Origin of the sequence: Ciceribacter sichuanensis (assembly GCF_024055605.1) — a bacterium.
GTDB classification, from domain to species: Bacteria; Pseudomonadota; Alphaproteobacteria; order Rhizobiales; family Rhizobiaceae; genus Allorhizobium; species Allorhizobium sichuanense.
Window position 1 is genome coordinate 22,820 of record NZ_JAMXLX010000013.1, and the last position, 25,706, is coordinate 48,525.

Below are 25,706 nucleotides of genomic sequence, written 5' to 3' on the forward strand. Positions count from 1 at the left end.
CATCAACCTTAACAGGAGAATGTGAAATGCCAACTTGGACTGGAACCACAGGTGACGACACGATCAGCAAGTCAACTGCCACAGTGTCGTGGACCCTCAATGGCGTTGCAGGGAACGATACGATCACCGGCGGCACGGTTGCCGACGTCCTCAACGGCGGCAGCGGTAACGACTACCTGAGCGGCAGCAATGGCGACGATTCCCTGAATGGTCAAGCCGGTGATGACAATCTGTATGGTGGAGCGGGCATAGATACACTCTACGGTGGGGATGGCAATGATTGGCTCTCCGGTGACGGGGATGTTGACTATCTCTATGGCGAAGCGGGTACCGACACCCTCGCTGGCGGCGACGGCGTCGACTACCTTTACGGCGGCACCGACAATGATACGATTTTCGGCCAAGCCGGAGCAGACCGCATTTATGGTGGCGCTGGAAACGATACACTCTGGGGGCAGGATGGAGCCGATCGGTTCTATTTCGAGGCCAATGGAGGTCAGGACATCATTAAGGATTTCGTGGATGGCACTGACCGCATATATGTCAGCACCACTTCAGGCCTCACCAGCACATGGAAAATCAGTGACTACGACAATGATGCCGATGGGACAGCGGAGTCGTCGTTGATAGAATTTATGGTCGGCACTACCGTCAGCACGTCCGTGATCGTCGAAAATGTTCAGTCTACCGCGCTGGACGCCTCTGATTTCTATTACGCATAATTTCTGACGAAGCAGCAGGCTCAAGTGGGCCTGCTGCATTCAAATCCAATAATCCTTCATAGGAAAGCAATTCAAAGTAGATGAAAACTGACCATTCCCGCGCAAGCTTTATCTCCTAGGTTTCGGCTGTTTTGAGAAGGAGAATGCAATGTCGGTGGGTATGGTCACGTCTAATTCATATCAAATGTACAAGAATTCGACCGGGAATACGCAGAATGCGAGTTCATCGGATCAATACGCTTCCAATAGTCAGCTTTTCGATACCTCAAGCGTCCAACAAGGCGAGAAGGAAACCTATCCAGGGTGGAACGTAACGTTCAACACCGAGGAAACAGAAACGTTCTACGGTATCACCGGGTACAACCTAAACCGATACCCTGATGGAAGCTATTATTTTTACGACGGCAACGGAAACGAACCAACCGGAGCAAAGCTCGAAATGTTGACTGCGGCGGCAGATTACATGACGCAGGCAAAGCAGGCATTGTTCGAACAGGAAGGCGCAGGCTGCAGCCTCAATTCGGACGATATAACGGGCGCCCTGCAAGGCATCGTCGCATCCTTTCAAGACGCAATGAATCCTTACAGCTTACACGAAGACGCTTTGGCAAACTTTTCTGCAGGAACCGATGTGACGAGCGATCTCTTAGAGACGCTGGACGCTATTTCTGCAAATTCAGCCGCAGCGACTGAATTGTCTGAAAGTGAGGCCTCAGAAAGTCCGAAGCACATCGCCCAAGTCTTGAAATATAGCACGAAAACTGGGACGACGCTGTCGCATTCAATCTGAATTGGTATGATCACGGAGTGTCACGGGGTGGCTAAGGAAGTTCCATCTCGGCCTCTTCTCACCTCATCAGTGATCGTACAGTCGCTTCTTAAGGGCATGCAGAATGGGGCGTTATTTAGCAGGTATCCAGCCTGCTTCTGCTTCCAGCCAGCGTACTGTTCGGTCTCGGAGATTGACTGGTCGGCGCGCGGATTTGAGGGCAGGCACTGCCGGGTGCTGCCTTAACGCCATTTGTGGAGCTCCATCAAGCTAGTCAGTCATCACGGGTGCGCATCTTTGCGGAAAACAGCCCGTTCGACATGAAGGATCACCTCAAGGCGCGCGGTTACCGCTGGTCGGATGGTTCCGATGGTCGCCCGAAATCCTGGTGGATGGAATTGCCGGAGGAGAGCCTCGAAGAGGAGCTGGGTTTCCTGAGGTCGGAGATCTATCGTTGGGAGGCGGATCCGCCGATCAAATACCTGACGGCCCTCGACCGGTTCAAGGCGGGTTCATAAGAGAGTACGGCCGGGTTTGGTGACCACGGCCGAATTAAGCGTGACGATCATGAACGGCTCGACTCTTGGGAACGTGCCCGGCGGCCGGTTGATCAGTGGAACCCGGACCCGAGGTTCATTTTCGCCGTCCGCTCTTCCGGCTTCGGTCGTTTCGGCCCGGATCTCGCAAGATCCTGCATCAGCGACATCATCGCCATCTCGAGACAATAGGTCGAAAACTCGAGATTCATCGTCTTGGCCCGCTGGCAGGCGTAAGACACCATCCGCCCTAGGGCGAGCAGATCTTCCTCATCGCCCGCCTCAGTTACCTCAAACACCCGCATATCGGCCTCTCGCAATGTGCGCCCGGACGCAGCACCATGCCGCGTACCAAGACTAGAACACACAGGGCGTCACGCGAGCGTCACACGGGTGTGACGTGATACAGAAGGGACTGAACGTTTAGGGATGCTTTGCGTCGCCGGCGGTAGCAGCCGCCTTGCCGAAACCTTCTTCCGCCTCCGCGAAAGCCTTGACCAGGGCAACGACCTGCCGACGGATATTCTGGTCCTTGATCTTGAAAAACGCCTGGTTCAGCGCAAACCCATCCTGCGACGTCAGGAAGGTCTGCAGTTCGCTGGCTTCGTTTTTCTGCTGCCCCTGAGGTGGTGATGCCGCCCCCGGTGCGCTCTGGAAAAAGAACGCGGCATCGACACCGAGGATCTTTGCGATTGCCTGAAGGCGCGAGGCTCCGACGCGATTGGTGCCCTTTTCATACTTCTGGACCTGCTGGAACGTGATCCCCAACTGATCGCCGAGGGCCGACTGACTGATGCTTAAAATCTTGCGGCGCAGCTTGATCTGCATGCCGACGTGAACGTCGATGGGATTGGGGTTTTTGGTCGACATGTCTATTCCTCATTCTGGCAACGCCTGGCGACGATATCCTCGTTGAGAATTTTATGAAAGTACAATCTATCGATGCAGGAGACTTCACTAAAGTGTTATGCTTTTCCGCGCGATGGGCATATCCGTAACCGGTGAGTTTCGTTGCCTGCTGATAACCTTGGACGCGCAACGGAGAGCACCATTGCGGCTTGCAAAACGGCTCCATTCGGGAACGGGAATGACATCGAAGCCCAGCTCTTCCCATATCCCTGCATTTGCCCGGTCATAATCTTCAAGCGGTTCCAGATCGCCGAACTGCGGTAGCCACATCAGCGGCTTCCGGCGCCCCGGGCGCAGTCCGTTCTCCACGAGGACGTTATTGTAGAGCCGCGGCAGGCGTTTTCCGCTATCTAATGCTATGGCGACAGGGATCGGGTTGCGAAGCACTGCGAAGCCCTGACGGATCAGATGGGTCACCGATGCATCCAGCTGCCGTCGCAGGTTTTCGAAGATACCGTTCGGCGGGCTTGCCGGTGCGTCGGGTTCGCCGACCAGCAGCAGCGGTCGGCCATCGCGTTCCAGGCCGGTCACCGAGACGAACTGATCGACATGAAAGCCCACCTGATGAAGGCGACCGGCGAACGGGAGAGATCCCGTGGCGTCTGTCGATGCCATCGGCGAGAGGCCCGCCACCTGATAGCCGAAGATCCTGATGGGACGATGATCCACCTCGGTGAGGATTGCCGGCCCTTGAAAACCCGCGGCATCCCCGGTTTGAAGGCCGTTCGTCTTCATGCTCGACCACCCGACCAGCCGGAAGTCCGGACCGACAAGCTGGTCGCCGCCGGCAAGATCGATTGCGACAGGGACGGTGGCGACGCCGATAGCATGCGCCAGATGACTGGCGACCACATCGTCCGGCCTCGACAATATCTCGACGGCGCCGGTGTCGTGCGTGCGCACGTGGAAGAAATCCTGGATCCAGGGGCTGGGAACGCCGCCGGTGTTACCGCCAACCGGGATCAGCGTCAGTGAACATCCGGACTTCAACCGGTCGAGCCATGTCTTAGCGGCAGGCAGCGCGTTTGAGCTTAAGACAACGAATGCCGTCACCTCTTGGGGAAGTGTGGCGATCAGATTGCCGATCGGCACCAGGAGGCCGTCGTTACGGTCGTACACGCTTTCGAGAAGAACATCAGGGATGGCGAAGGCGATCTGCTGGATGATACCGCCGCAGTCGGGCACCAGTGCTGGCTTTCGGCAGAGAGAGTGCATCGAGATCTCCTCTTTCAGCTCAGGCGGGCGGCGAGGTTTTGAAAGAAGATCGTATTCTGGAACGACCAGCCAACCGGCTGCAGTTCGGGCGGCGGATCATCTCTCAGTGTATCGAGCAATTCGAGAGCGTCAGCATGTTTGACCGACCTGGCATTCTCGGCGAGGGTTCGCGCCGTCTCGATCCCGAACCCCGCCTTTCTGGCAATGGATTTCCAGGTTCGCCCGGAAAAATGCAACGCACTTGCTGCCGCCATCAGGGATGCGGTATCGGCGGGCTCCATGCTGGCAGAAAGTCCCTGGATGGTTGCCTCGGCATCGACGAGAGCAATCGTTAGGGGCTGATATCCAAGTTCCCGAGGAGCATGGCTGACGGCGACGTCCGCATCCGATACCCTGTCTCCGGTCCGATAGGATCGGAAGATACCGCCGATGCCGATCATTCCGAAGGCCTCGCATTCGGCTGCCCGCAGCGCTCCCATGCTGGCCGCGCCGAATACGGCGACCCCGTGGGAGAGAGCATACAGGATCTCCTTGTGCCAGACCGCAACGCAATCTCCATAAAGCCCGTCGATGAGACCGATCCGTCGCGCGCCCTCGCGCGTTGCTGCCAGGATATCGCCGGCGACAGCCGGCGGCCGGATGGAGAAGTTGTAGCGGGGTGCGAGATCCAGGCCATAGGTCGAGGGACCGGTGAAGACAATTGTTTCCATCGATCTAGGGCTCCATGAACGCGTTGAGCGCGCTGGCGGAGAAGCGGCTTATCGATACAGTTGAAGACGAGGAGAGGCCGCTTGCGAGAACGCGCGCGACCTTGATGCCCGGTTCCCCGCTTTCAAGCGGGAATATGTATATGTCCTCCACCCCGCTTGCCAGGAGATGGGCTGCGAGGCGCTGCCAGTGTGCTGCGGATACGCCAGCCGAGATGAGCTCGCCCCCTTCGGGCATCATTGCCGGCAGCGTCTTTTCTTCTTCCCGAATGGATGCGGCGAGATTGCCGCAATAACGGGCGGGCGAAAGGTCATCGCGAGCGCCGCTGATATCGGTGAGCCGCGACTGCACCGCTTCAAGAAGAGCGACCGTTGCAGCCTCGAGGGGGTTGAGACGGCAGGCCACACCGGCAGCCGTCCGCATTCCCGGACCATCCTGCGCCACAAAATGCCTTTCGATGCTGGCCATGACGACCGGCACGCCGTTTCCGGTTGTCAGATCATGGAACTCTGCCCTCAGTTCCGCCTTGTCGAGGCGATCGATCAAACCATCCAGGGACGGGTCAATAGCAGGCGGAATGCTTACTCTGCGTGTCCTGACGGAGCGGGTGTCCATCGCATCGATCAGAAAACAGGCGTCGTGTTCTATGAGTTCGAGAAGCGCATGCAATATGGCGCGATCGCAATCGAAGCCGGCTGCAAGTCCGAGCGAACTCATGTGAAACGCCCGCCGGTCCCATGGGAAGCCTGCGCGGAAGTCGAGGCCTATGAGCTCGTAGGGTGCAAGCACGTCCTTTCCGGTTCGAACGGAAAAACCTCTCACCCAGGCCCGTTCCCGGTCCTGATCGAGGCAATCGACATCGACGCGGGAAAGCCGTTCCAGCGTAACCATGGGCGTGTGTCGCGCCGATATGGCTCTGACAGAGCCATATTCGCAGACATGACGTTGCGTATCTTCGGCGACGGCGCCCTCGATCGCTTCCATGATGGCCGACAGGCGTGCCTGCCTGATGGTGATGCCTTTGCCCTGGGAAACGGAAAGGCCTCGAGAATTGGGGCGAGTGGCAAACCAGACCGGAATACCGATCGTGTCCAGCCCGGTGATGTCGCCGACACGCGTGATTCCGAAACGCCTGAGCGTCTCGGGACCCGGTTCCGTCGGTTCGAGCGCTTCCGACCGGTCGGATCTGACGGTCTCCACGCCCTCGCCGTGAACTCCGAACGCCACTTAAGGAGCTGCGTTGGGCGTGTCGGACAGAATTGCTTCAAACAGATCACCGGCCGTTATTCCGCTCGGACCGACAGCACGCAATGCAGATTCGATCGGAAGCTGGATGACGCGGTTGAAATCCCACCCCGCATCGACCACTTCGCCGACCAGGGCGAAATCCGCCTCCGAAACCGTGGCTCCACCGGAAATCAGCGCCTCGATGCCCTGGATCTGGACTTCATCGAGCGCTGTGTCGGGCTTGCCGTCCTGGCTTGCCATCATGGCCTTGGCCTTCGCGGCAATCCGGGCGTAGCCGTCGACGCCTGGATGACTGGCCTCATAGGCGGTAATCACCTCGTGAGACACCGTTGCGGCGCGAAGCGGCGATGTCCTCAAAACGAGCACACCAAAACCCTTCTTGCCGATGACGTAGAACTGCGAATTCGTCATGGTAAAAACCCCCTATTTGATACCTGCTAATCGAAATGCCGTATAAAGTTTCTCGTTAGCCGCCGGATCCTTGTCTGGCGATACGCCACTGATCTCCCTGGCTGACAGGCCAGGATAGATCTCCTGCAGGCGGCGCGCATATCCTCGCGCCGCCTCCAGATTTCCATTGAGAGCATGACTTGCGGTCAGCACCCTCAACGCCGGTTCGTCGTTCTCCATCTTCGTGCAGAGATCCACCGCCGTCCGATAGTCGTCCCGCTTCAGCGCGATGCTGGCGCCCGCCCACCAGTAGATATCCGGAGCCAGCGGATTGAGATCGATCGCCTGCTGGAAGCGTTGCCATGCGAGGTCTTTTTCCCCGAAATGCGCAAGCGCATCCGCATGCTGGATCAGGAGATCGGCCGAGTTGGGCGCAAGTGCTTCCGCCTCGAAGAAACCTTGCGCCGATGTCTCGAAATCCCGCTGGTAAAGCGCGACGACTGCGCGCATCCAGTGGCCGATGCCGAGTGCCGGATCGATCTCGATCGCGGCTTCCGCTTCGGCCTTCGCCCGGTGCAGGAGATGCGGGTCATCACCGCCGAGCATAAGCCATTCAAGTTGAAGGGATTGCGCCGTACGCGCTCGCGCAACCGACATCTGAGGATCTATCTCGATTGCCTTGCGGAACTCCGAACGCGCCCTGCGCAGGAGCGGCAGATCGCATTTTCCCCGTAGCAGCTGCTGGCCTGACAGGAGGTGATGATAGGCGCCGCCATCATGTTGCCGGGCCGGCGCAAGCTGGAGCCGCTCGATCTGTTCGGCCAATGCGGCGGCTATCTGTTTCGACAGCATCCTGAAGGCGGAGTGGAGCTGGCGCTCCGCCAGGACTACCTCGAGCGACCAGACGATCTCGCCTGTCGCCTCCTCGATCATGGCAAATGACAGGCGCATGTTGTCGAACACGGTCGCCTTGACACAATAGTCTGCCCGTAGCGTTCGGTATAGCCCGCCCGACATGTCGCCTGCCGTCGCGAAACTGCTATAGGGAGAGATGACGGCAAATGTCCGGTAGCGAACCAGGCTGTTGGCGATATCCTCGACGAAAGCCTGGACGAAGGACGGGAAGCTACTTCCATCAATTCTGGTCGGGCGCAGGAATGCGACCCGGGGACGCCGGCAAGTTGCGCCCGCCGAGGATGCTGACGGAGACACTGCAATCGCTTCCACGCGTCCCTTCAGCCGGCGATGAAGCGCAAGCGTTTCGGCCTCCGGTGACCGTCCGTCCAGTTGCGTGTGCTGGGCCAGTCTGGCGAAAATCCGATCGCTGGCTGCGGGATCTCCCGCCCGCGCGAAAGCGTTCATGAAAAGCCGATAGGTCTCCTCCCTGTCCGGCTCGAGCTGCAAGGCATGATTGGCGATCGTCGCGATGTCCGCAGACTTCCCGGCGCCAAATCGTGTGACATCATCGAGCAGGCGGTTCATCGCACCGTGAAACTGGTCGTTCAGCCGGTTTCGTTGGGATAGCAGCCAGAAATCGAACTGTTCAGTTCCGGCTTCAACTGCTTGCAGGAGCTCACCGGTCACAGCGAGAAGGCCCTTCAGCCTGCTGTCGATATCCTCATCCTTAAGCGACGACAGGAACGCCTCGAGATCGGAGCGCCGTGTCGCTGGACCGACGGTCAGCCCTGCCATCGTCGAAACGACGAATGGTTCGCCGTCAATGGCGTGCTGTTGCAGCCTGAGCAGAAGCTGACGAAGATTTGCGGCCGCGCGCTTTTCCTCGGCATCTTCCCAAAGAAGGAACGCCGCCGCCTGGCGTGTCAGGAAGCGGGAGGGAGACAGGAGAAGCGCGGCAATAAGGACCAGGCCTTTAACGGGAAAAAATGTCCGATGCCCCGCTTCGCAGCGCGGCATGCCAAAGAGCCGGATCACTAAAGGTTCCGCGTCTTCAACCACGTCATCACCCCTTTGAGTCGCCATCTAACAACGGCATATGAGAAATTGAAAGTGGCATTGTAATACGATTTTGCGTTGCTTTGATGATTGCATCGTATAGGTTGTGTACGCAGGGGGAAGAAACACGGAAAGCGGGATCGGTCAGCCGCTGTTCGTCCGAGGAGCAAGAATGGACCATTTGCCGTTTCATAATTCATATTTGACGTTTTCATTTCAGGCAGAACCTTACCAGCGTGCCGATGACGTAGGTTATGCGATCAGCGAATTCATGTGGTTCAGGGGCCAGCCATTTTATCCAATCGGAGCACTGGCCGAGGCGAAAATCGCCCATCTCAGGTTGTCTGCGGGAAAATTTGATGCAGGCGATGAAGACAATCTCGATCTCGTGTTCAGGATGAGAGAGGCCGGTGGAGGGCACTACTTCGAAATCGTGCTGCGTTCGGACCGCGGTACCCGTTATGGCGGCTGGGCATGGGGAAGGGAACTCGAGGTTCTCGACGAGTTCGTAAACGGTTATCGCGTGCTGGTCGCAAGCTCCGGGATCTGCAGGCGGCGCTTCGAGTTCTGCTGCAACAAGAGCCGCTACCGATGCGTTGCGCCCGGTGCTCTCAGCAAGAGCAACTCGACGTTTGCGGTATCTCCATTAACTGATACGGGGCTCCTCGAAGCAGAAGTCAGATCAGTCTGATTTAGCTCCAGCGTCTTTATCTGCTCGCCCGTTGCCACTGGGTATCATGGACTTTACGGGATGAGCCTGTTGTCGTTGGCGGCGCGTGAGATCTGTTGCGATGGCAGAAACGGATAAACGAGAGACCAGTCATGCGTGGCCAACTCTTCAATCTGACCGGCAAGTGCGCCTTGTGGCAGGCTATTCCCAGGGGATCGGGTTTGCGCTTATGCGTGGCCTGGCTGACGCCGGGCGCGAGCAGCAGCGCAGCAAGAGCGGCCCTCGCCGAACCGGCCAGACGGATCATATGTTTGGGATACCGGATGGCAGCAAGAGCAATGGTTATCAGAAGCGTGGCCGTAAGCCTGGCCGGCGGACGGACTTCATGAACGATCCGCAGGTGATTGCGAAACGGCAGCGGGCCCTGGCCCGGATGGAAGCGGCCGAATGAATGGCGGTGGACATAGTCTCAAAGCTAAAGCCGAGGGGTGCGTCCCACCCGCCCTCGCTCCTCCCTTTCAATCCGGCCCACCCGGTCGGATCGGGGGCTAACCATCACAGCCAATGGCGCATCTCTAACTGGCCACCACCGTCGCAGCCCTATCCAGCTTTGACAAGTGGCGTAGCGGTCTCTGCAACAAAGGATCAGCCAATACAGCTCACTTTTGCTCGCCCATGAAAATGTCGGTTGTCTATCTGTTTCCCTGTTACCAACGCGTTTTCCCTGTTCTCTTGTTAAGGGAAAGAACTGCTAATTTGCTGAATAGGTAGCGGAATTCGGATCTGCAGAAGCCGAGCTTTCTCGGCTATATCGATTTTTCGCTGCATTCGTTCAGAGAACAGGGTATTGGCCTTGAGAACCGTTCGCTCCTGTCTGCAAGCAGCACCATTTTCCTGACTATATTATGCAAAAAATTCTGGAATTTCAGAAGTCTGGCCTGATTGTCAGTTCACTCAGCGCGAGTGCGAGGTATCTCGGGCGTCTTCCTTCCTAATTCCGCGCGAGTCGGCTAATTCTCGTGCATGGATCTCGGTGCGCTTCATAATTCGCAAGGCTCGCTTTCGACCGGTGCTGCCCGGTCGGATGGGCGGCTGGTGCGTGTCGTGGTGCCGCTCGCGGTCATGTATAATGGTCTTCTTGCCCTCATCAACGCGCATGTCATGCCGCTCGGCTTTGCTCATGTGGCGCTTGTCGAGATCGGGCTTCTGTTCGTCTCGCTGATGTATCTGCTCTATCGCGGCCTTTCGCAGGAATCCCTGCCGGTCGTCGTGCTGGTCGGCTTCTTCGCGATCGTGATGGCCTATACTTCGGTGGCGAACGGCATGCTGTTCGTCGATTTTTTCCGCAACGTGCTGATCATCGCGGTCTTCTGCCAACTTGGTGCGATGACGGACGGGCGCACCGTCGAATTTGTCTTTCGTATCTGTTGTATCTGCGTGCTGTCGGTGCTGCTGGTGGAGATCTTCTTCACCAAGGTCTATGAGGATCTTCTCTATCCGGCGCTGTATTTCACCAACACCCGCGGTCTTGAGCAGATTTCCTTTGGTGGCTCCAAGATTTTCCAGAACGCCATCAACATTCCCGGCCGCTTTTCCTTCGGCCTCAGCGACCACCGTACGGCTTCGCTCTTTCTCGAACAGGTGTCGCTGGCCAATTTCTCCGGTGTGCTGGATGTCTATCTGGTCAGCCGATTCAGCCGGATCAAGCGGTTCGACCGCATCCTCATGGTGTCGACGGTCATCCTCATCCTGCTGACCAACGACTCCCGCAGCATGCTGGCCTTTTCAATGATCGGCCTCGGGGGGTATTTCATTTTCCCGAAGCTCAGCAACGTGCTCCGTCCCCTGGTCATGCCGATCGTCCTCTGCGCTGGTGCGATTGTCTTTCTGATACGGCCGGATGCGAGCGGCGATACGCTGGACGGCCGTATCGTCCTGACCATGAAGGGTTTCCTCAATCTCGATTTCGTCGAACTGCTGGCGCTGAATGTTCGCGTCATCGGCAATTTCGCCGATAGCGGCTACATCTATGTCATCAATGCCGGAACGGTTTTCGGCCTCATCGCCTTCTGGCTCTTCGTGACCTTCTATCCGGGCGGGCAGAGCGACGACCAGAAACGTTGCGCCTTTGCGCTCGGGACCTTCATCTTCCTCAACATGATGATCGGCGGCACCGCGATCTTCTCGATCAAGGTCGGCGCACTGATCTGGCTTCTCGTCGGCTATATGAAATTTTCCGAGGGTGAGGGGAAATTAACTGCGTTGCCCGATCATCAACGACAATAGCTGTAGCATTGGGCTATAGCTCCGTTGACGTATTGCGTTTTCAGGCAACGAACAGACAGATCCCATGTGTGTACAACTGCAATATATAAGAGCGATTGCGGCTCTTCTTGTCGTTTACTTTCACGCGATTCTGCAATTGCAGAAACTCAACCCGGATGCCTGGCTGAACCCTTATCTGTTCGGCAAGAGCGGGGTTGACCTGTTCTTCGTCCTGAGCGGTTTCGTCATGTGGATCACCACGTCGGACAAGCCGTTGACCGTTGCTGACTTCTGGTGGAAGCGCGTTCGCCGCATCGTGCCGCTCTATTGGGCTGTTACTCTGCTTGCCGCCGGGGTCTCGCTTATCATTCCGCAGATGCTGAAGTCGACCCAGTTCGACCTGCCGCATATCCTGGCGTCTCTCGCCTTCCTGCCGTGGATCAACCCGTCGGATCCGGATCATTACATGATCGCACCGCTGATCGTTCCCGGCTGGACGCTGAACTACGAGATGTATTTCTATCTGCTGTTCGGCCTCTGCCTCGTTGTGCCGGTGCGCCACAGGATCGCCGCTCTCGTCGCGCTGATCGGCAGCATCTTCCTGCTCTGCAATCTTGCTCCGGTGAACACCGCCACCCGCTTCTACGGGGATTCGGTGATCTTCGAATTCGTCGCCGGTGTCCTCCTCGGACAGATCTACAAGAAGGGCGTTTCCATGCCGGGTCCGGTCGTCGCGGCCATGGTCGCGATCGGCTTTGCGGCTTTGATGTTCAACGATTATCTCGAGATCGACCTGCCGCGCGTGTTCACCATCGGCATTCCGGCCGTGGTCATCATCTTCTTCGCAACGTCGATCCGCATCCCCGATACCAAGTCCTGGCGCTGGCTGCGCATTCTCGGTGACGCCTCCTATTCGATCTATCTGACTCATATCTTCACGCTGGCCGGCTCGCGCATGATCTACCCCCATGCAATCTCCATCCTGCACAGCGACACGCTGTTCGTTGTGTTGATGATGGTGATTTCGACGCTCGCCGGCATCGCCAGCTATTATGTCTTCGAAGTCCCGGTCGGCAGGATGCTGTCGTCGGTAAACCTGCCCCGGGATAGCCGGGTGGTGCCGGTCCAGAATGCGTGATGCCGCGGACATGGAGCAGATGAGAAAGTGGCACACGGGCAGGCACCTCCTCGTCGGTGGTTTGCTGCTTGCGCTGACGGCTGGTTCTGCTCAGGCCGCCAATGCCGATCTCTGCTTTCGCGGCGTGAACCTGTCGGGCGCGGAATATGGCGAGGCGGACGGCAAGGAAGGCATCAACTTTACCTATCCCTCGCAGCAGACGGCGAACTACTTCGCCGGCAAGGGGTTCGATGCGGTACGTCTGCCGTTCAAATGGGAACGGCTGCAGCGGGCTCTCGGCGCTCCGCTTGATCCTGTCGAACTGGAGAGATTGAAGACCAGTGTTGCCGGCCTGCGGGCGAAGGGTTTCACCGTCATCCTCGATCCGCACAATTTCGGTTATTATTCCGGCGGAAAGATTGGCAGTGCCCAGGTGCCGGCGCGCCAGTTCGCTCAGTTATGGATACGGCTTGCCGCCGAGTTCGCCAATCAGGATGGCATCGTCTTCGGCCTGATGAACGAGCCCTATGATATTGATCCGAAGGATTGGCTGGATGCAGCGAACCAGGCGATTGCCGGTATCAGGGCGGTGAAGGCGCGCAATCTCATTCTGGTGCCGGGAACCTACTGGAGCGGTGTCAGCAGCTGGGAAACGGATTTCGGCAAGGGCGCCAACGGCCCTGTGATGCTTGGCGTCCGCGATCCGATCGACAATTACGGCTTCGAGGTCCATCAGTATATGGACGAGGATCTTTCCGGTACCCACAGGGCTTGCGTGAACGCCGATATCGCCGTCAACGCGATCGCGAAGCTTTCTGAATGGCTGCGTACCCATGACAAGCGTGCTTTCCTGGGTGAATTCGGGGGATCTGAAGATCCTGATTGCCTTGCCGGCCTGACGCGGATGACCAAGCAGATGGCCGATGATTCCGATGTCTGGCTCGGCTGGACCTATTGGGCCGGCGGTGACTGGTGGCCGGAGGGCGAAGGCAACAACATCAAGCCGACGGCCAAGGGGGATCGCAAGCAGCTTTCGGCGCTTGTTCCCAATCTGTCGCCATCGGCATCGAAACCGGGTTCCTGCGCAATCATTCCTCCGCAAGGATAAGACTAAATTAACCATGAAGTTTCATGATTTATCGAGAAACGGACGTCTCGTAGTCAGCCTGCGAGACGTGTTCCCGCGTGACTGAACGCAACCAGTTCGATGAAGAGTGTGACCTGAGCATATGGCCGGCCCCAAAAGCGAATATCGGCGCATGAGCGATCGTTCCGCTCCCTTAGACGGCGGGATGAATGTGAGCCTTCGTCGATATCTGGACGCCTCCAAGGAACAAACGTCATCCCGGGAAGCTTGGCCTGATGTTAGCGAGAGCCGCATCGAGATCGGGTCGGAGGCGGGCGAGCAGGCCGCTCCGCAGCCGCGAGGCGAGGGATCGGTTCGCACGCTGCCGCCGCAGTCGGATGCGCGCGGATCGACTGCCATCGATGGACGGTCTGATGTTGGGACTTTCGTTGATGACGGGCCGCTTGTCGTCGATCTGCAATTCGTCTTTTCCTCCGCCTGGAAGCGGCGCAAGACCATTCTCGCCGGTGCCGTCGTCTGTGGCCTCCTTGGCGGAGCCATGACCACGCTGTTGTCGAAGAACTACAGCGCTGCCGTCACGCTCTATTTCGATCCGCAGAAGCTCGCCGTGGAACTCGTTGACGGCGACCGGTCGACGTCACCGGAGGTGCTGAACGCCACCATCGACAGCCAGACACGCATCATTACCTCCTATGCGGTTCTCGAAAACGTTGCGAAGAACCTCAAGCTGACCGCCGATCCTGAATTCGTGGGCAGGCCTTCCGGAAATGCCACGACCGACATGAACACGGTCGTCTCCAACCTGCAGAAGCATGTCGAGGTCTCCCGTCAGGACAGCACGTACATCTTTCAGGTCAAGGTGAAGGCGAATGCGCCGGAAAAGTCGGCTGACATCGCCAATGCCGTGGTCGCCGCCTATCTCACTGACTCGCGGCTCAACGCCGAAAGCAGCTATGGCAGCGTCAATGCCGGTCTTGTCGGTCGCCTGACGGACCTGCGGCAGGCAGTTATCGCCGCCGAGGCGGAGGTCCGGGATTTCACCTCCAAGAATGACCTTTATGCCGTGGGTGGCGATCAGATCGCCGACAAGCGTCTGCAGTCGTTGGACGACCTGTTGGTCACGGCGCAGCACAAGACCATCTCGGCGAAGGCCCAACTCGACACCGTATCGAAGCTGGGTATCGACAATGTCCTGATTGCCGATGGCGGGAGCGACAACGGAAGCTCGAGAACAATTTCGGATCTCAGGAACCAGTATGCGAACTTGTCCGCCAATGTCAGCAGCCTGACAGAGCGGCTGGGGCCGAGGCACCCGCAATTGCAATCGGCGAAGGCCTCGCTGGAGGATGTCAAGCGTCAGATCCAGTTGGAGCTTGAGCGCATGGTCGTGGTCGCGCGCAACGCCTATCAGTCCGCCCAGAATGAAGAGGCGGACCTGGTCAAGGAGATGAACGTCCAGAAGGCCTCCCAGGCGACGAATTCGACGGCGCTCATCGAACTCAGCGAACTGGAACGCAAGGCGAAGGCGGCTCGTGACATCTACGAGGCGGTCCTGAAGCGCAGCGAGGAAACGTCTGCGCAGAAGAGCCTCTACGAGAGCAATGTGCGTATCGTCGCCCAGGCTATCCCTTCTCCGGTGCCGGATGGCCCGGGCCGAAAGGCGCTACTGATTGCCGGCATCTTCGGCGGAGCTGTGCTCGGCTTCGGATTGGGGATCATGGCGGCAGTCGCTTACGCTCTCTATGTTCGGATCGGACGTCGGTCACCTCGCGTAGAGGCTCACTGACGCGTCGATGTGGATGCCCGGGTTCACGGTCGGGCGCAGGCAATGTCGCAGCCGCGAAAAATACGTTGCACGCAGGCGCTCGCCATCCAACAATAGCGATAGAGTTATCCGGCAAGGGCCTTTCAGGAAATGAGGAATGTCTCCGAAACCGGATGCTCAAGGCTCTTGTGAAATGCGGGGCGAGAAGGATCTCTCCGGCGGCGATCTCGGCGAGGTCCCCAAGGGCGCGACACTTAGCGAAACCCTTATTGCCGAGGAAATCGAAAGACAGAAGTCAGGGATTACTCGTGCATCCCTCTGGATCTGGTTGCCGGGACTGCTTGCCCTTGCCGTTCTCTTTTTGCTGGCGCTGCACTTCGAAGAACTGAAGCATTTTGCCGAACTCGCAGCCGCCGCCGATGTGCGATGGCTACTGCTCGGAGCCGTCATTCAGGCGCTGACTTACGTCTGCGCAGGCGGCGTATGGTGGCTTGCTCTCTGGCACGCCGGCTATCCAATGCGCTTTATCGGGTTTGCTCCGCTTGGGCTCGGGAAGTTGTTTGTGGATCAAGCTCTTCCGACTGGTGGGGTCAGTGGAACAATTCTGGTGACTGCGGGCCTGAAGAACCGTGGAATACCTTTGCGTATCGCCTTCTACGCAATGCTGACGGGCTTGTTTACCTACTACACTGCCTATCTTGCGTCCGCTGTCGTCTGCTTCTTCGTTATCTACATGGACCACAGGATGGGACCTGTGCTGGCCTCAACCTTCGCCGTCTTCGCAGTTGTCGCCCTGTTCATCCCCTTGTCGGTCCTCGCGATGAAGACGTCGGGTCAACGCTTCATTCCCAAGTGGATCGCAGGGCAGAGAATTGTCAGGATCCTGCTGATCGGGATCGCCGAGGCGCCGCTTGTGCAGTTGATGAACACACGCCTGTTTCTCGGCGCTTTCGCGTTCCAGATTGCTATCGTCGTTCTCGACGCCACGACCCTCTGGATCGGCTTCAAAGCGATTGGCCAGGACGTCGATCTGTTTGTTGCCTTTGCCGGCATGGTGGCTGGCTCGGTCGGGGCGACCATTGGTCCGGCTCCCCTGGGTTTCGGTACATATGAGGGTTCCGCAGTGGCAATCCTTGCGATCCTCGGGGTTCCCGTCGCTCCTTCGATAACAGCCGTTGTCTTGTTCAGGGGGCTTTCGTTCTGGCTTCCGATGGTCCCCGGCATATGGTTTGCCCGCCGCGAGCTTGTTTTCCGCAAGAAGGAACCCACCTGAAATCATGGTGTAGACGCCACGACGGACGCAAGTAAGTCTCAGTTCTTCGAGCGCAGGGACTGAGGCAGGAAATTGCGGCCGATCCGCTCGACGATCCGCTGGCGTACGAGCGGTTCGCTGGCAATGAGCTTGGCCATCTTGGAGAATTCCCGTTTGACGCGGGCCCTGTGGAAGGCCGCGATCGCCGCTTCACGACGCAGGACGGCGATGCGTTTTGCGAAGCCGCTGTTTTCCTCCGGTGAGAGCTGCTTCCTGAGCCGTTGCCAGATTTCCACCAAAGCGTATATCAGGGGCTCCGTATCTGCGGTACTGCGTGAATAGGGTGAGGCGGCGCGACTGATGAGACCGACGGGTGTCGCATACACATAGAGCGCTTCATTGACGAACATCGCCCGCCCGCCATACGCCATGAATTCGAGGTTGAAGATCAGGTCTTCGCCCACGCGCACGTTTTCACGATAGGACACGCCGTGCTCGACGAGGAATTGTCTTCGGATCAGCGGCTGCAGGTATCCGAAATCGTGAGTATCGGCCGCGCTCGGCAGAACGAAGTCGATCAGATGCAGGCACCGATCCTCGATCCTTTCATAGATAGGGCCTGTCTCGATGCCGGCCCCGACATCGTAGCCCATGATGTTGTCGGCAATGAAATCAGCTTCGTCCGCATGCGCGAGGAGGCGGACCAGCCGGTTCGGTTTCCACCAGTCGTCGGAATCGAGAAGTCCGATCCATTCGCCACGAGCAGCCTTGAAGCCGATGTTGCGGGCCGCGGAAGGGCCGCCGTTCTTTTCGCAACGGATCACCCTGACGCGTTCGTCCTGGGCATAGACTTCGCTGACGAAGTCGGCGGTGCCGTCGGACGAGGCATCATCGACAACGATGACCTCCACAGGCACTTTTTCCTGCTGAAGTGCGCTATCGATCGCCGTACATACGCAATCACGCGTATTGTACGTCGGCATGACGACGGAAACCGTCGGATGGTCAGTCATGAACAGCGTCCCGCTTTATTCTTCTCCGTTCTCTTCCAACTATTGCAGCTACGCATATTTCGATTTCATGAATCAGACTTTCGACTTTTTATAAATCATAACGAACTTGCTTCGATAGCGCTGTCTTTTCGTCCTATCCGGACCTTCCTCACGAAATCTCAACATTGCCTGCATTAGGTTCTGGTCTGTCAAAGTTCCGCGTTTTCGCATCAAGGCCTGTGAAATGTCCTACTTCATCCAAAACCTGCGCCGTTTCGCCGGTGAGTTGCTGGAAGACCCGATTGGCGGACCGGCGAGGGTTGCCGCAGCCTTGAAGGTGAAGTGGAAGACCGGGCTGGAGCAGGCGCTCGGCTCTTCGGGCATGGGGCGTCGTCTCGCCGCCCGGTATCGCGGGCGCGGTGTCGTGCTGATGTTTCATGAGATCCATGACGACGTCGAAGGCAATCTGCGCATGGGCTGCAGCCCGGAACAGTTGCGCATGGTGCTTGCGGCGCTCAGGGCGGAAAGCAGGGATATCGTCACGCCCGATGAGGCCGTGAAGCGTCTCGCCGATCCGCAGGCCGGGGACTTTGCGGTCCTGACCTTCGATGACGGATATCGCGACAACCGGACGATGGCATTGCCAATTCTGGAAGAGTTCAGTGCACCGATGACCATGTTCGTGCCAACGGGCATGGTGACGCGTGAGGTCTATGCCTGGTGGCTTGGACTGAGAGCCCTTTTCCAGCGCGGGGATGAGGTGGAGATTGAGGCGATGGAGCGGCGTTTCACGCTTGCCGACGCCCCATCCAGGAATGCGGCCCTGCGCCAGATCGGTCTCTGGATCGGCACGGACCGTGCCCGTGCGGAAGCCCTGAACCCGACCTTCGCTCGCCATGCGATATCGATTCCCGCGCTCGTCGACAAGGTCGCGATGGACGAGCGGGAAATCCGAAGCTTTGCCGACCATCCGCTTGTGACCATCGGCGGACATACCACGACCCACACGTTCCTCTCCGGTCTGGATGATGCGGCCGCTTACCGGGATATCAACGACAACAAGCTCTATCTCGAAAATCTTCTGGACCGGCCCGTCCGGCATTTCGCCTATCCCTACGGAACCGAGGGGGCCTGCGGAAAGCGCGAGGCTGAATATGTGAAGGCCGCCGGCTTCGAGACGGGGTTCACCACCCGATCGGGCCATCTCTTCCCGGCCCATCTCTCGACGCCTTGCCTCATGCCTCGCGAGGATGCTGGTTTCGCCCATATGTCGAACTCGCAGCTCGCAAACAGGCTGAGCGGCGCACGCCGCGCGCTCGTCACGAAATTCGGCGATCCAGTTGCCGGACTTCGTTGAAGCAACCGGGCTCGAACGCCGGGAATCTGCACCCATCCTCATTTCGGGTGAGAAAAGCTTGAGGACTATGGAACCCTTTCCCGGCTGCGGAGTTCGGAGGCCGGGAGGAATGCACATGTCCGAAATCTTTTGCGATATCGTCCCGCACCCCGAGGGATGGATGTTTGTGAGCGAGGGCGTTCAATCGCCCATTTTCCCCTGCTATCAGCTGGCGGTCGAGGCGGCTTATCGACACGCCAACGAGAAGGCGCATGCACGACGCTTTCTCGTCCTGCGCCAGCAGGATCTCAAGGGAAGAATGTGCTCGCTTGCCGGTCACGACGGGATAACGCCCTCGGAAGACGAAGCGCGGACGGCGCTCCATTGAGGCGTTTTATCGTTTTCATCCCTTGACGCGGTCGGTGACGTTGATACTGACGCTGACTTTCGTGACGCCGGGAACGGACATTGCGACCTCGATCGCGCGGTCAACTTCATCCGACCAGAGTAGGTTACCGCTCAGCAGGACCGTGCTTCCTGTCGCGGTTACGGTAATATCGCTTGCGTCCACTCCCTGAGCGATGGCGAGCGCCCGGGCTACCGCGCTTTCCAGCGGTTCCTGATCGGGATTTTCGATCTCGATTTCGGGAAGTTCTTCATGGAATCGCGGCGGTTTGAAAACCATCTCTGCCTCCCTGCTGGACGCCACTGGCGCCCCATGCATCAACCCGCTCGCCGTGCCGATGCGGCCTTCTCCCGGCGTTGGGTGCACTTGATAAACTGGTTCCTCGCGGCCTAACGCCCGAAAACGCTCTTTGTTCCAACCATGCCCCTTCGGCGGTTGGCAGCGCGTTGAACCTGCGTTATCAATGCATTAGTGACTTCAGCGGCGGGGAGGCATAATGGATTGCTTTGAACGGCACAGTCTCGCCCACAATTCCAGCACGGGCCTGCCGGGGCAATGAACAGACTTTCAAAGCTTTTCCCTACAGCTTCGCTCAGCGTCTATCTGGTCGCCATGGCCATTCTGGCCACCGTTCCCCTGCTGATTTTCGTGGTTTTCCTGCTCTCCGAACTGGAGCGCAACGAATATGACGCGTTGCGGCGCGAGGTGGCGCTGGATGCCCAGACCATCGCGGTCAATTTCGAACGCAAGCTGGAGGATATGGCGACCACGCTGCGTCTTCTGTCCGGCGCTTCGGAATTGAAGTCCGGCGACCTCGCAGCCTTTCATGCGCGTACTTCCGCGAGCCTCGGGGAAGGCTCGCTCTATGTCTTGCTGGTGGCCGCCGACGGCACGCAGACGCTCAATACACGGGTCCCTTTCGGCACGGCGCTTGGCAAGATGTCCAATATCGAAGACCTGCATTCCGCCATTGCGGCAAAGCGTGTGCAGGCTTCCGGCATCTTCTACGGCGCGACCGCGAAACAGTGGGTCTTCAATCTGACGATGCCGCTTCCCGAAGACCTGTCGGCCGTCGGCGATGCCATCGTGCTGACCCAGAACGCCGGTGATCTCGCCAGCATGACATCGACGGAGGGCTTGCCGAACGGCTGGTCCGCGGCCTTGCTCGATGCGGATGGCAAGGTGATTGTTTCAACTGGTCCGGACAACATTCCCTCCGCCCAACCATTCCCGGGGCAGATGTTGAAGCTCATGACGGGAGCGAATGCCAGCACCGTTCTCCGTGACGGAGATTCCAGAACGATGCTGGGTTACGCCCGGGTCGGTGACTGGCCGTGGCGCGTTGTGGTCTGGGGGCCTGTATCTGCGGCCCAGAGCACCATCGTCAGCACCTGGCGGCAGTTGATCCTCGGCAGTGTCGTCCTTCTCGGCATCAGTCTCGGCGTCGTGCTTATCGCTGCCAACCAGTTGCGCCGCTCGATCCGCCAGATCGCCCGTATGGCAGAGCGTATCGGTCATGGCGAGATCGTTTCGCCTGAGATCACCAAGGTCAAGGAAGCCAATCAGGTTTCCATCGCCCTTTCCAATGCCTCCTTTGATCGGGCGCAGGCAGAGGAGCGGGTGCAATTCATCCTGCAGGAACTGGTACATCGCACCAAGAACATACTTTCGCTGGTGCAGGCGATGATGCGCCAGCTTGCCCGCAGTACCGATGATATCGAGGAGTTCCAGAAAGCGGTGAGTGGTCGCCTCTCAGGCCTTGCCCAGTCGATCGAGGCGCTGGCCAAGCAGAAATGGGGCGGCATTCCCATATCGAGCGTTATCAAGCTGCAATTGGCAACCGTAACGGGCGATAGCGAACGGATCACGCTGCGCGGTCAGGATTTTCTGGCCAATGCAAATGCAGTCCAGAATCTCGGTCTGGTGCTCCACGAACTGGCGACCAACTCTGTTAAATACGGCGCCTTGTCCGTGCCCGACGGCCGCATCCTTGTAGAATGGGAGCGCTATGTCGATGAGGAGCAGCAGGTCGGTCTTCGTATGCGCTGGAGCGAAAGTGGCGGTCCACCGGTGGTGCAGCCCTCCCGGCGCGGCTTTGGCACGACCGTCATCGAACGACACGCAGCCGCCGCCTTTGGCGGAAAGGTTACCATCGACTTCGACGAGAAGGGATTGCGGTGGTCGTTGGCTGCGCCGCTTTCCGCTTTCGAGAGCAAGCGCGATCACGTCGAACAACCGGCGTCATGAGGCTGCGGCCAGGGCCTTGATCCGTTGCAATGCCGCGGCCCGCTCCCGCGCGGTGACAAGTATTTCGCGGATCTCGTCGCTGCGTTCCGCACCGGAGGCATAGCCGGCTGAAGGCGTCAGTCCGGGGTCTTCGGCACCGTCGGGCGTCAGGACGTCCTGTTCCAGTGACCGAACCATGTCCGTCAACGCCTCGGGCGACATCAAGGCCGCAGCCAGCAGTGACACGAGTATCTCGCGATGCGCGTTCAATCGACCCTCGACCGCCTGATGTACCAACTCTGCCATCGCTCCAACCCCTGTCCCTGTCCAAAATGAAGGTGGCGAAATAACGCGCGAACGGACGAAAAGTTTCCGCCGTTATACATGCATTTTATCAGTGGACCGTTTTCCCCACGCCCTATCATCTGATCGTCAAGAACGCGGCCTATCAGCCTGTGATGATCGATGCCTTGTGGCACACCCGTCCTTGGGTCGAAAACGGAAAGCTGTTTCAGATGCATAGTGCCGAAGACGATGCCCGCTACGAGTTTGCCCATGCCCTGACCGTCGAGGCAGGGGAACTGGCGCTTGCCCATTTTCGCAATCTGGAAGCGCTGGTCATTGAGGAGAAGAAGAGCGGTCAGGACGTGGTCAGCATGGCCGACCGCGAGGTCGAGGACCTGATCCGCACCCGGATCTCCACCGCTTTCCCCGATGATGGGTTTCTCGGCGAGGAAACCGGGCTGACGGAAGGCACAAGCGGCTATCGCTGGGTGGTCGATCCGATCGACGGCACAAGCTGCTTTCTGCATGGCTACCGGGAATGGTGCGTCTCCGTGGCGCTGATGAAGGGCGACGAAACCATCGCCGGCCTCGTCTACCAGCCGACCGTCGACGAGTTCTTCACAGCGCGTAAGGGAAGCGGAGCGTTCCTCAACGGCAAGCCGATTCGTGTCGACGCTCGCGCGTCCATTGCCAACGGTTTGCTTGGCCTTGGTGCAAACGGCCGCGTCCCGATCCGTTCCGTCACCTGTTTTGCCGAAGTGCTGCTGGAAGCCGGCGGCATGTTCATCCGTAGCGGCTCCGGCGCATTGATGCTGGCCCATGTCGCCTGCGGTCGTCTCGCCGGCTATTACGAGCCGCATATCAATGCCTGGGATTGTCTTGCAGCGCTTTGCCTGATCCGCGAGGCCGGTGGTTGGACCGCGGACTTCCCGGTTTCGGATGGGCTGTTGACAGGCGGCAAGGTGGTCGGGGCGGCTCCGCAGATCAGCGGTGAACTGGAGGCCCTGATCGAGCTTGCGGCAGCGCGCGCGGCCCTCTGATGTGACATTCGACACGCTCAAAGCACACTCCAAGCTTGCTGCGATGCGGAAAGCTTCGAAATGACGCCGCCGGAAGGAATTCATTAACCTTCAGGCAAGGAATTAACCATAAAGATTGAAGGACACGTCGGAGAGGGACTCCCGCAAGGGGCGTTTCCGTCGGGCATGACGCCATCCCGTCGTACCGGTTTCGGTCCGGTATGAGAAGCATTGACACAATTCCGGGGTAAGCCTTCGCTGAAAGCGATGCCGTCTGCCGCATCTTCGGATGTCGCCAAAACGTGTATCCGCGCAATCGATGCCAGACCCGGAAATGACAGGACCGATCCCAGGGAGCGGTTCAGGAACGGGGATGGCAGTGGGGCAGGTTTCGCCGTCAGATCGGCCGGGAAACGCACAGGCGGGCAGCCTGCGCGACCGGTTGCGTTTTGCCGGCCTGGACGACGGCTTCTGCGATCTTCTCCGCCAGCACCGCCATGTGCTGGAACCCAGCCTCAAGCTGGGGCTTCGCGATCTTTTCCAGCGTCTTCAGACCTTTCCCGATGCCGCCCGCAATTTCTCCAGCGAGCGCCAGTTCGACCGTCTGCATGACCTGCTTGCCTCCCATTGGGAGGTGCTCACCGACGCCCGCTTCGATGCGCTTTATGCCGAGCGGGTCAAGGTGCTGTCCGATACCGAGAGCCGCATGGGCCTCGACCCGCGCTGGCATGTCGCCGGACATGGCGTGGTGCTGGAGCATCTGCTCGGCGCGGTAATGCAGGATCTGGCCGGTCGCAGCCTTCTTCCCACCGGTCGCAAGAAAAACCGCGAGATCGCCGATCTGGTCGGCGCCATCGTCCGTCTGGTGATGGTCGATGTCGAAATCGCCGTCTCGCTGCGGTTCAACGAACTGCGCGTCAAGCATCACAAGGAACTCGCCGCACAGCGCGAAAAGGATCGCGCCGTCTTTGAGGAAATCTTTACGCCCGTTGTCGATGCCCTTGCCGAACGGGACCTGACGGTTCGCATTCCGGATGGCGTACCGGAAGCCCATGCCGCTCTTGCAGGCCGGATGAACGCGGCACTCGACCAGTTGCAGCAGGCTTTTCTCTCCTCCGAGGAAAAGGCCCGTCTTGCCGAAGCGTCGACCTCCGCATTCACCGCCTCGGCCGAAGACTTTGCCGGACGCGCAGGCAGTCAGTCGGAGAAGCTGACGGATGCCGCGCACGTCCTTGACGCGTTGACGGCAGGCGTGTGCGAAAGTGCGGGTAAGACCAGAGCTGCGGAACGAAGCGTTGCCGCCACCCGCCAGTCGGTCGAGGCGAGCGGAAATGTCGTCGGACAGGCGATTTCCGCCATGTCGGACATCGAGGCCTCTGCAGAACAGATCGGCCATATCATCGGCGCCATCGACGAGATTGCCTTCCAGACAAATCTTCTGGCGCTCAATGCCGGGATCGAGGCGGCGCGAGCAGGCGATAGCGGCCGGGGCTTTGCCGTTGTCGCGCAGGAAGTGCGTGCGCTCGCCCAGCGGTCGGCGGATGCCGCCCGGGAAATCAAGACCCTTGTCGCCACCACCAAGGCGCAGGTCGAAGCCGGTGTCGACATGGTTGCCCGCACACAGGAAGCGATCGGCGGCATCGTCACCCAGGTCGGCGGCATCAATGATGTGGTATCCGATATCGCTCGGGAGAGCGCCAGCCAGGCGGCGGGGCTGGAAGCCGTTGCCGGTACGGTCGCAAACCTCGGTACGGAAGCAGCGGAAAACGCAGAACGCGCCCGCCAGTCCCACGAGGGTACTGACCGGCTGCATACCGTCATCCTCGAACTCGGCCGCACGATCCGCGAATTTCATGTCGAACGGCAGGGCAGGGCGCCGAAGGCGGCACGCCCGGCGATCGAGATTGCAGGCGTGCCAGCACCCGCCCGTGCGACGCAACAGCCTCTGCCGCTGTCAGCGGCTCACGACGATTTCGCATTCAATGACGATTTCGACTTCCATGTCGGGATCGCAGGGCTTGGAGGTTGAGGGGATTGTTTACCACCTTCGGGTACACAAGAGATATCGGGCGGACCATGCGACCTGAGGATCGGCGGAGGTACGGACCGCCGTGCTGCAGGCAGCGTTATGATGTCCAGGGGCTCGTAAGACAAGGAAAGAACTGATGGCAAGCAAGAAAGGCGAACAGAAGAGTCTGAAACTGTCCGCAGTGCTGGACCTGAATGAGGCTTCGAACCTTCGGGAAAACCTCATGTCCCTGCGCGGCAGCGGACTGGCGATCGACGCTTCTGGTGTCGAGCGTGTCGGCGCCCAGTGCGTGCAGATTCTCATGGCTGGTGCCAGTGCATGGGAAGCGGACAAGAAGCCCTTCTCCTTCGTGAAGGTTTCAGATGCCTTCACCAAGACACTTCAATTGATTGGCGTGAACATTGATCATCTGCTCGCTAAGGAGAGCCGGTAATGAAGAAAAAAGTACTCACAGTGGATGACTCCAGAACCATCCGAAACATGCTTCTGGTGACCCTCAACAATGCCGGCTTCGAAACCATTCAGGCCGAGGACGGCGTGGAAGGCCTCGAAGTTCTCGAGGAAGCCAATCCCGACGTCATCGTGACCGATATCAACATGCCGCGCCTCGATGGTTTCGGCTTTATCGAAGGCGTTCGTCGCAACGAAAAATATCGCGCTGTCCCGATCCTGGTTCTCACCACGGAAAGTGATGCGGAGAAGAAGAATCGCGCTCGCCAGGCTGGCGCGACCGGCTGGATCGTCAAGCCTTTCGATCCGACCAAACTGATCGATGCCATTGAGCGTGTAACCGCCTAAGCCGGGATT

25 protein-coding genes and 2 pseudogenes are annotated in these 25,706 nt (G+C 58.8%); 17 read left to right on the plus strand and 10 right to left on the minus strand.

The annotated features are described in order from the left end of the window. The first annotated feature begins 26 nt into the window (after nt 1-26). The 3 genes and pseudogenes from NBH21_RS24440 to NBH21_RS24450 form a co-directional block, all read left to right on the plus strand. The gene (locus NBH21_RS24440) at nt 27-722 is read left to right on the plus strand and encodes a calcium-binding protein (RefSeq protein ID WP_250913216.1); all 696 of its coding nucleotides are present in this window, start codon (nt 27-29) and stop codon (nt 720-722) included. Nucleotides 723-870: 148 nt separating this feature from the next. Then, on the plus strand, nt 871-1,512 hold the full coding sequence (locus NBH21_RS24445; protein ID WP_250913217.1) for a hypothetical protein: 642 nt from the start codon (nt 871-873) through the stop codon (nt 1,510-1,512). Nucleotides 1,513-1,647: 135 nt separating this feature from the next. Continuing rightward, nucleotides 1,648-2,009, plus strand: a pseudogene (locus tag NBH21_RS24450) (3'-5' exonuclease); the annotation flags it as partial. A gap of 92 nt (nt 2,010-2,101) precedes the next feature. On the opposite strand, the gene NBH21_RS24455 reads toward NBH21_RS24450, so the two are convergent. The 7 genes from NBH21_RS24455 to NBH21_RS24485 all read right to left on the minus strand — a co-directional run bounded on the left by NBH21_RS24455 (nt 2,102) and on the right by NBH21_RS24485 (nt 8,477). Further along, the gene (locus tag NBH21_RS24455) at nt 2,102-2,332 is read right to left on the minus strand and encodes a hypothetical protein (RefSeq protein ID WP_252759590.1); all 231 of its coding nucleotides are present in this window, start codon (nt 2,330-2,332) and stop codon (nt 2,102-2,104) included. A 118-nt stretch (nt 2,333-2,450) separates the two neighbouring features. Continuing rightward, entirely contained in the window at nt 2,451-2,897 is a 447-nt protein-coding gene (locus tag NBH21_RS24460) for a helix-turn-helix domain-containing protein (RefSeq protein ID WP_280924896.1), read from the minus strand. 87 nt (nt 2,898-2,984) lie between these two features. Continuing rightward, entirely contained in the window at nt 2,985-4,151 is a 1,167-nt protein-coding gene (locus NBH21_RS24465; protein WP_250913218.1) for a hypothetical protein, read from the minus strand. Between the two features lie 14 nt (nt 4,152-4,165). After that, nucleotides 4,166-4,861 carry a TfuA-like protein gene (locus NBH21_RS24470; protein WP_250913219.1) on the minus strand — a complete coding sequence of 232 codons (696 nt, stop codon included), beginning with the start codon at nt 4,859-4,861 and terminating at the stop codon, nt 4,166-4,168. A gap of 4 nt (nt 4,862-4,865) precedes the next feature. Next, nucleotides 4,866-6,059, minus strand: coding sequence for a YcaO-like family protein (locus NBH21_RS24475; RefSeq protein WP_250913220.1), 1,194 nt, complete (start codon nt 6,057-6,059; stop codon nt 4,866-4,868). A 27-nt stretch (nt 6,060-6,086) separates the two neighbouring features. Continuing rightward, nucleotides 6,087-6,518, minus strand: a complete 432-nt coding sequence (locus NBH21_RS24480) for a hypothetical protein (protein WP_250913221.1) — start codon at nt 6,516-6,518, stop codon at nt 6,087-6,089. A gap of 12 nt (nt 6,519-6,530) precedes the next feature. Then, nucleotides 6,531-8,477 carry an AfsR/SARP family transcriptional regulator gene (locus NBH21_RS24485; protein ID WP_250913222.1) on the minus strand — a complete coding sequence of 649 codons (1,947 nt, stop codon included), beginning with the start codon at nt 8,475-8,477 and terminating at the stop codon, nt 6,531-6,533. Between the two features lie 175 nt (nt 8,478-8,652). Here NBH21_RS24485 and NBH21_RS24490 point away from each other — a divergent pair, with 175 nt between their 5' ends. The 7 genes and pseudogenes from NBH21_RS24490 (at nt 8,653) to NBH21_RS24520 (ending at nt 16,627) form a co-directional block, all read left to right on the plus strand. Then, on the plus strand, nt 8,653-9,141 hold the full coding sequence (locus NBH21_RS24490) for a hypothetical protein (RefSeq protein ID WP_250913274.1): 489 nt from the start codon (nt 8,653-8,655) through the stop codon (nt 9,139-9,141). A 226-nt stretch (nt 9,142-9,367) separates the two neighbouring features. After that, nucleotides 9,368-9,571, plus strand: a pseudogene (locus NBH21_RS24495) (ISNCY family transposase); the annotation flags it as partial. A 572-nt stretch (nt 9,572-10,143) separates the two neighbouring features. Beyond that, nucleotides 10,144-11,406 (plus strand): hypothetical protein, encoded by a 1,263-nt coding sequence (locus NBH21_RS24500; protein ID WP_250913223.1) that lies wholly within the window; start codon nt 10,144-10,146, stop codon nt 11,404-11,406. A 64-nt stretch (nt 11,407-11,470) separates the two neighbouring features. Then, nucleotides 11,471-12,523, plus strand: a complete 1,053-nt coding sequence (locus NBH21_RS24505; protein WP_280924897.1) for an acyltransferase family protein — start codon at nt 11,471-11,473, stop codon at nt 12,521-12,523. Between the two features lie 19 nt (nt 12,524-12,542). Beyond that, a complete protein-coding gene (locus NBH21_RS24510; RefSeq protein WP_250913225.1) occupies nt 12,543-13,610 on the plus strand; it encodes a glycoside hydrolase family 5 protein in 1,068 nt (355 codons plus the stop codon). Between the two features lie 151 nt (nt 13,611-13,761). Next, the gene (locus NBH21_RS24515) at nt 13,762-15,375 is read left to right on the plus strand and encodes a GumC family protein (protein WP_250913226.1); all 1,614 of its coding nucleotides are present in this window, start codon (nt 13,762-13,764) and stop codon (nt 15,373-15,375) included. Between the two features lie 136 nt (nt 15,376-15,511). Beyond that, on the plus strand, nt 15,512-16,627 hold the full coding sequence (locus tag NBH21_RS24520) for a lysylphosphatidylglycerol synthase transmembrane domain-containing protein (RefSeq protein ID WP_250913227.1): 1,116 nt from the start codon (nt 15,512-15,514) through the stop codon (nt 16,625-16,627). 38 nt (nt 16,628-16,665) lie between these two features. On the opposite strand, the gene NBH21_RS24525 is transcribed toward NBH21_RS24520, so the two are convergent. Continuing rightward, the gene (locus NBH21_RS24525; protein ID WP_250913228.1) at nt 16,666-17,619 is read right to left on the minus strand and encodes a glycosyltransferase family 2 protein; all 954 of its coding nucleotides are present in this window, start codon (nt 17,617-17,619) and stop codon (nt 16,666-16,668) included. A 223-nt stretch (nt 17,620-17,842) separates the two neighbouring features. Here NBH21_RS24525 and NBH21_RS24530 point away from each other — a divergent pair, with 223 nt between their 5' ends. Together NBH21_RS24530 and NBH21_RS24535 are read left to right on the plus strand one after the other, a co-directional pair. Continuing rightward, the gene (locus NBH21_RS24530; protein ID WP_250913229.1) at nt 17,843-18,955 is read left to right on the plus strand and encodes a polysaccharide deacetylase family protein; all 1,113 of its coding nucleotides are present in this window, start codon (nt 17,843-17,845) and stop codon (nt 18,953-18,955) included. A 115-nt stretch (nt 18,956-19,070) separates the two neighbouring features. Beyond that, entirely contained in the window at nt 19,071-19,322 is a 252-nt protein-coding gene (locus tag NBH21_RS24535) for a hypothetical protein (protein ID WP_250913230.1), read from the plus strand. A 15-nt stretch (nt 19,323-19,337) separates the two neighbouring features. Here the strand turns inward: NBH21_RS24535 and NBH21_RS24540 are convergent, their stop codons facing one another. Continuing rightward, entirely contained in the window at nt 19,338-19,619 is a 282-nt protein-coding gene (locus tag NBH21_RS24540; protein WP_250913231.1) for a BON domain-containing protein, read from the minus strand. Nucleotides 19,620-19,895: 276 nt separating this feature from the next. Between NBH21_RS24540 and NBH21_RS24545 the strand changes: the two genes are divergently transcribed. Continuing rightward, on the plus strand, nt 19,896-21,587 hold the full coding sequence (locus NBH21_RS24545; RefSeq protein ID WP_250913232.1) for a sensor histidine kinase: 1,692 nt from the start codon (nt 19,896-19,898) through the stop codon (nt 21,585-21,587). On the opposite strand, the gene NBH21_RS24550 is transcribed toward NBH21_RS24545, so the two are convergent. Beyond that, nucleotides 21,582-21,872 carry a hypothetical protein gene (locus NBH21_RS24550; RefSeq protein WP_250913233.1) on the minus strand — a complete coding sequence of 97 codons (291 nt, stop codon included), beginning with the start codon at nt 21,870-21,872 and terminating at the stop codon, nt 21,582-21,584. The two genes, NBH21_RS24545 and NBH21_RS24550, sit on opposite strands and share 6 nt — an antisense overlap. A 209-nt stretch (nt 21,873-22,081) precedes the next feature. On the opposite strand from NBH21_RS24550, the gene NBH21_RS24555 reads away from it, so the two are divergent. From NBH21_RS24555 to cheY1, 4 genes are all read left to right on the plus strand, one after another. Further along, on the plus strand, nt 22,082-22,891 hold the full coding sequence (locus tag NBH21_RS24555; RefSeq protein WP_250913234.1) for an inositol monophosphatase family protein: 810 nt from the start codon (nt 22,082-22,084) through the stop codon (nt 22,889-22,891). A 352-nt stretch (nt 22,892-23,243) separates the two neighbouring features. Beyond that, complete coding sequence (locus tag NBH21_RS24560; protein ID WP_250913235.1) at nt 23,244-24,899, plus strand: globin-coupled sensor protein; 1,656 nt, start codon at nt 23,244-23,246, stop codon at nt 24,897-24,899. A 136-nt stretch (nt 24,900-25,035) separates the two neighbouring features. Further along, the gene (locus NBH21_RS24565; protein WP_250913236.1) at nt 25,036-25,332 is read left to right on the plus strand and encodes an STAS domain-containing protein; all 297 of its coding nucleotides are present in this window, start codon (nt 25,036-25,038) and stop codon (nt 25,330-25,332) included. After that, nucleotides 25,332-25,697 (plus strand): chemotaxis response regulator CheY1, encoded by a 366-nt coding sequence (cheY1, locus tag NBH21_RS24570; RefSeq protein WP_099056616.1) that lies wholly within the window; start codon nt 25,332-25,334, stop codon nt 25,695-25,697. Before NBH21_RS24565 ends, cheY1 begins: the two co-directional genes overlap by 1 nt. Nucleotides 25,698-25,706 lie beyond the last annotated feature (9 nt).

Coding starts and splice junctions, on each gene's coding strand:
- NBH21_RS24560 (WP_250913235.1), top strand. CDS start 23,244: ATGGCAGTGGGGCAGGTTTCGCCGTCAGATCGGCCGGGAAACGCACAG.
- NBH21_RS24530 (WP_250913229.1), top strand. CDS start 17,843: ATGTCCTACTTCATCCAAAACCTGCGCCGTTTCGCCGGTGAGTTGCTG.
- NBH21_RS24525 (WP_250913228.1), bottom strand. CDS start 17,619: ATGACTGACCATCCGACGGTTTCCGTCGTCATGCCGACGTACAATACG.
- NBH21_RS24535 (WP_250913230.1), top strand. CDS start 19,071: ATGTCCGAAATCTTTTGCGATATCGTCCCGCACCCCGAGGGATGGATG.
- NBH21_RS24505 (WP_280924897.1), top strand. CDS start 11,471: ATGTGTGTACAACTGCAATATATAAGAGCGATTGCGGCTCTTCTTGTC.
- NBH21_RS24540 (WP_250913231.1), bottom strand. CDS start 19,619: ATGGTTTTCAAACCGCCGCGATTCCATGAAGAACTTCCCGAAATCGAG.
- NBH21_RS24460 (WP_280924896.1), bottom strand. CDS start 2,897: ATGTCGACCAAAAACCCCAATCCCATCGACGTTCACGTCGGCATGCAG.
- NBH21_RS24515 (WP_250913226.1), top strand. CDS start 13,762: ATGAGCGATCGTTCCGCTCCCTTAGACGGCGGGATGAATGTGAGCCTT.
- NBH21_RS24565 (WP_250913236.1), top strand. CDS start 25,036: ATGGCAAGCAAGAAAGGCGAACAGAAGAGTCTGAAACTGTCCGCAGTG.
- NBH21_RS24470 (WP_250913219.1), bottom strand. CDS start 4,861: ATGGAAACAATTGTCTTCACCGGTCCCTCGACCTATGGCCTGGATCTC.
- NBH21_RS24445 (WP_250913217.1), top strand. CDS start 871: ATGTCGGTGGGTATGGTCACGTCTAATTCATATCAAATGTACAAGAAT.
- NBH21_RS24440 (WP_250913216.1), top strand. CDS start 27: ATGCCAACTTGGACTGGAACCACAGGTGACGACACGATCAGCAAGTCA.
- NBH21_RS24510 (WP_250913225.1), top strand. CDS start 12,543: ATGAGAAAGTGGCACACGGGCAGGCACCTCCTCGTCGGTGGTTTGCTG.
- NBH21_RS24550 (WP_250913233.1), bottom strand. CDS start 21,872: ATGGCAGAGTTGGTACATCAGGCGGTCGAGGGTCGATTGAACGCGCAT.
- NBH21_RS24555 (WP_250913234.1), top strand. CDS start 22,082: ATGCATAGTGCCGAAGACGATGCCCGCTACGAGTTTGCCCATGCCCTG.
- cheY1 (WP_099056616.1), top strand. CDS start 25,332: ATGAAGAAAAAAGTACTCACAGTGGATGACTCCAGAACCATCCGAAAC.
- NBH21_RS24465 (WP_250913218.1), bottom strand. CDS start 4,151: ATGCACTCTCTCTGCCGAAAGCCAGCACTGGTGCCCGACTGCGGCGGT.
- NBH21_RS24500 (WP_250913223.1), top strand. CDS start 10,144: ATGGATCTCGGTGCGCTTCATAATTCGCAAGGCTCGCTTTCGACCGGT.
- NBH21_RS24485 (WP_250913222.1), bottom strand. CDS start 8,477: ATGGCGACTCAAAGGGGTGATGACGTGGTTGAAGACGCGGAACCTTTA.
- NBH21_RS24455 (WP_252759590.1), bottom strand. CDS start 2,332: ATGCGGGTGTTTGAGGTAACTGAGGCGGGCGATGAGGAAGATCTGCTC.
- NBH21_RS24545 (WP_250913232.1), top strand. CDS start 19,896: ATGAACAGACTTTCAAAGCTTTTCCCTACAGCTTCGCTCAGCGTCTAT.
- NBH21_RS24520 (WP_250913227.1), top strand. CDS start 15,512: ATGTCTCCGAAACCGGATGCTCAAGGCTCTTGTGAAATGCGGGGCGAG.
- NBH21_RS24480 (WP_250913221.1), bottom strand. CDS start 6,518: ATGACGAATTCGCAGTTCTACGTCATCGGCAAGAAGGGTTTTGGTGTG.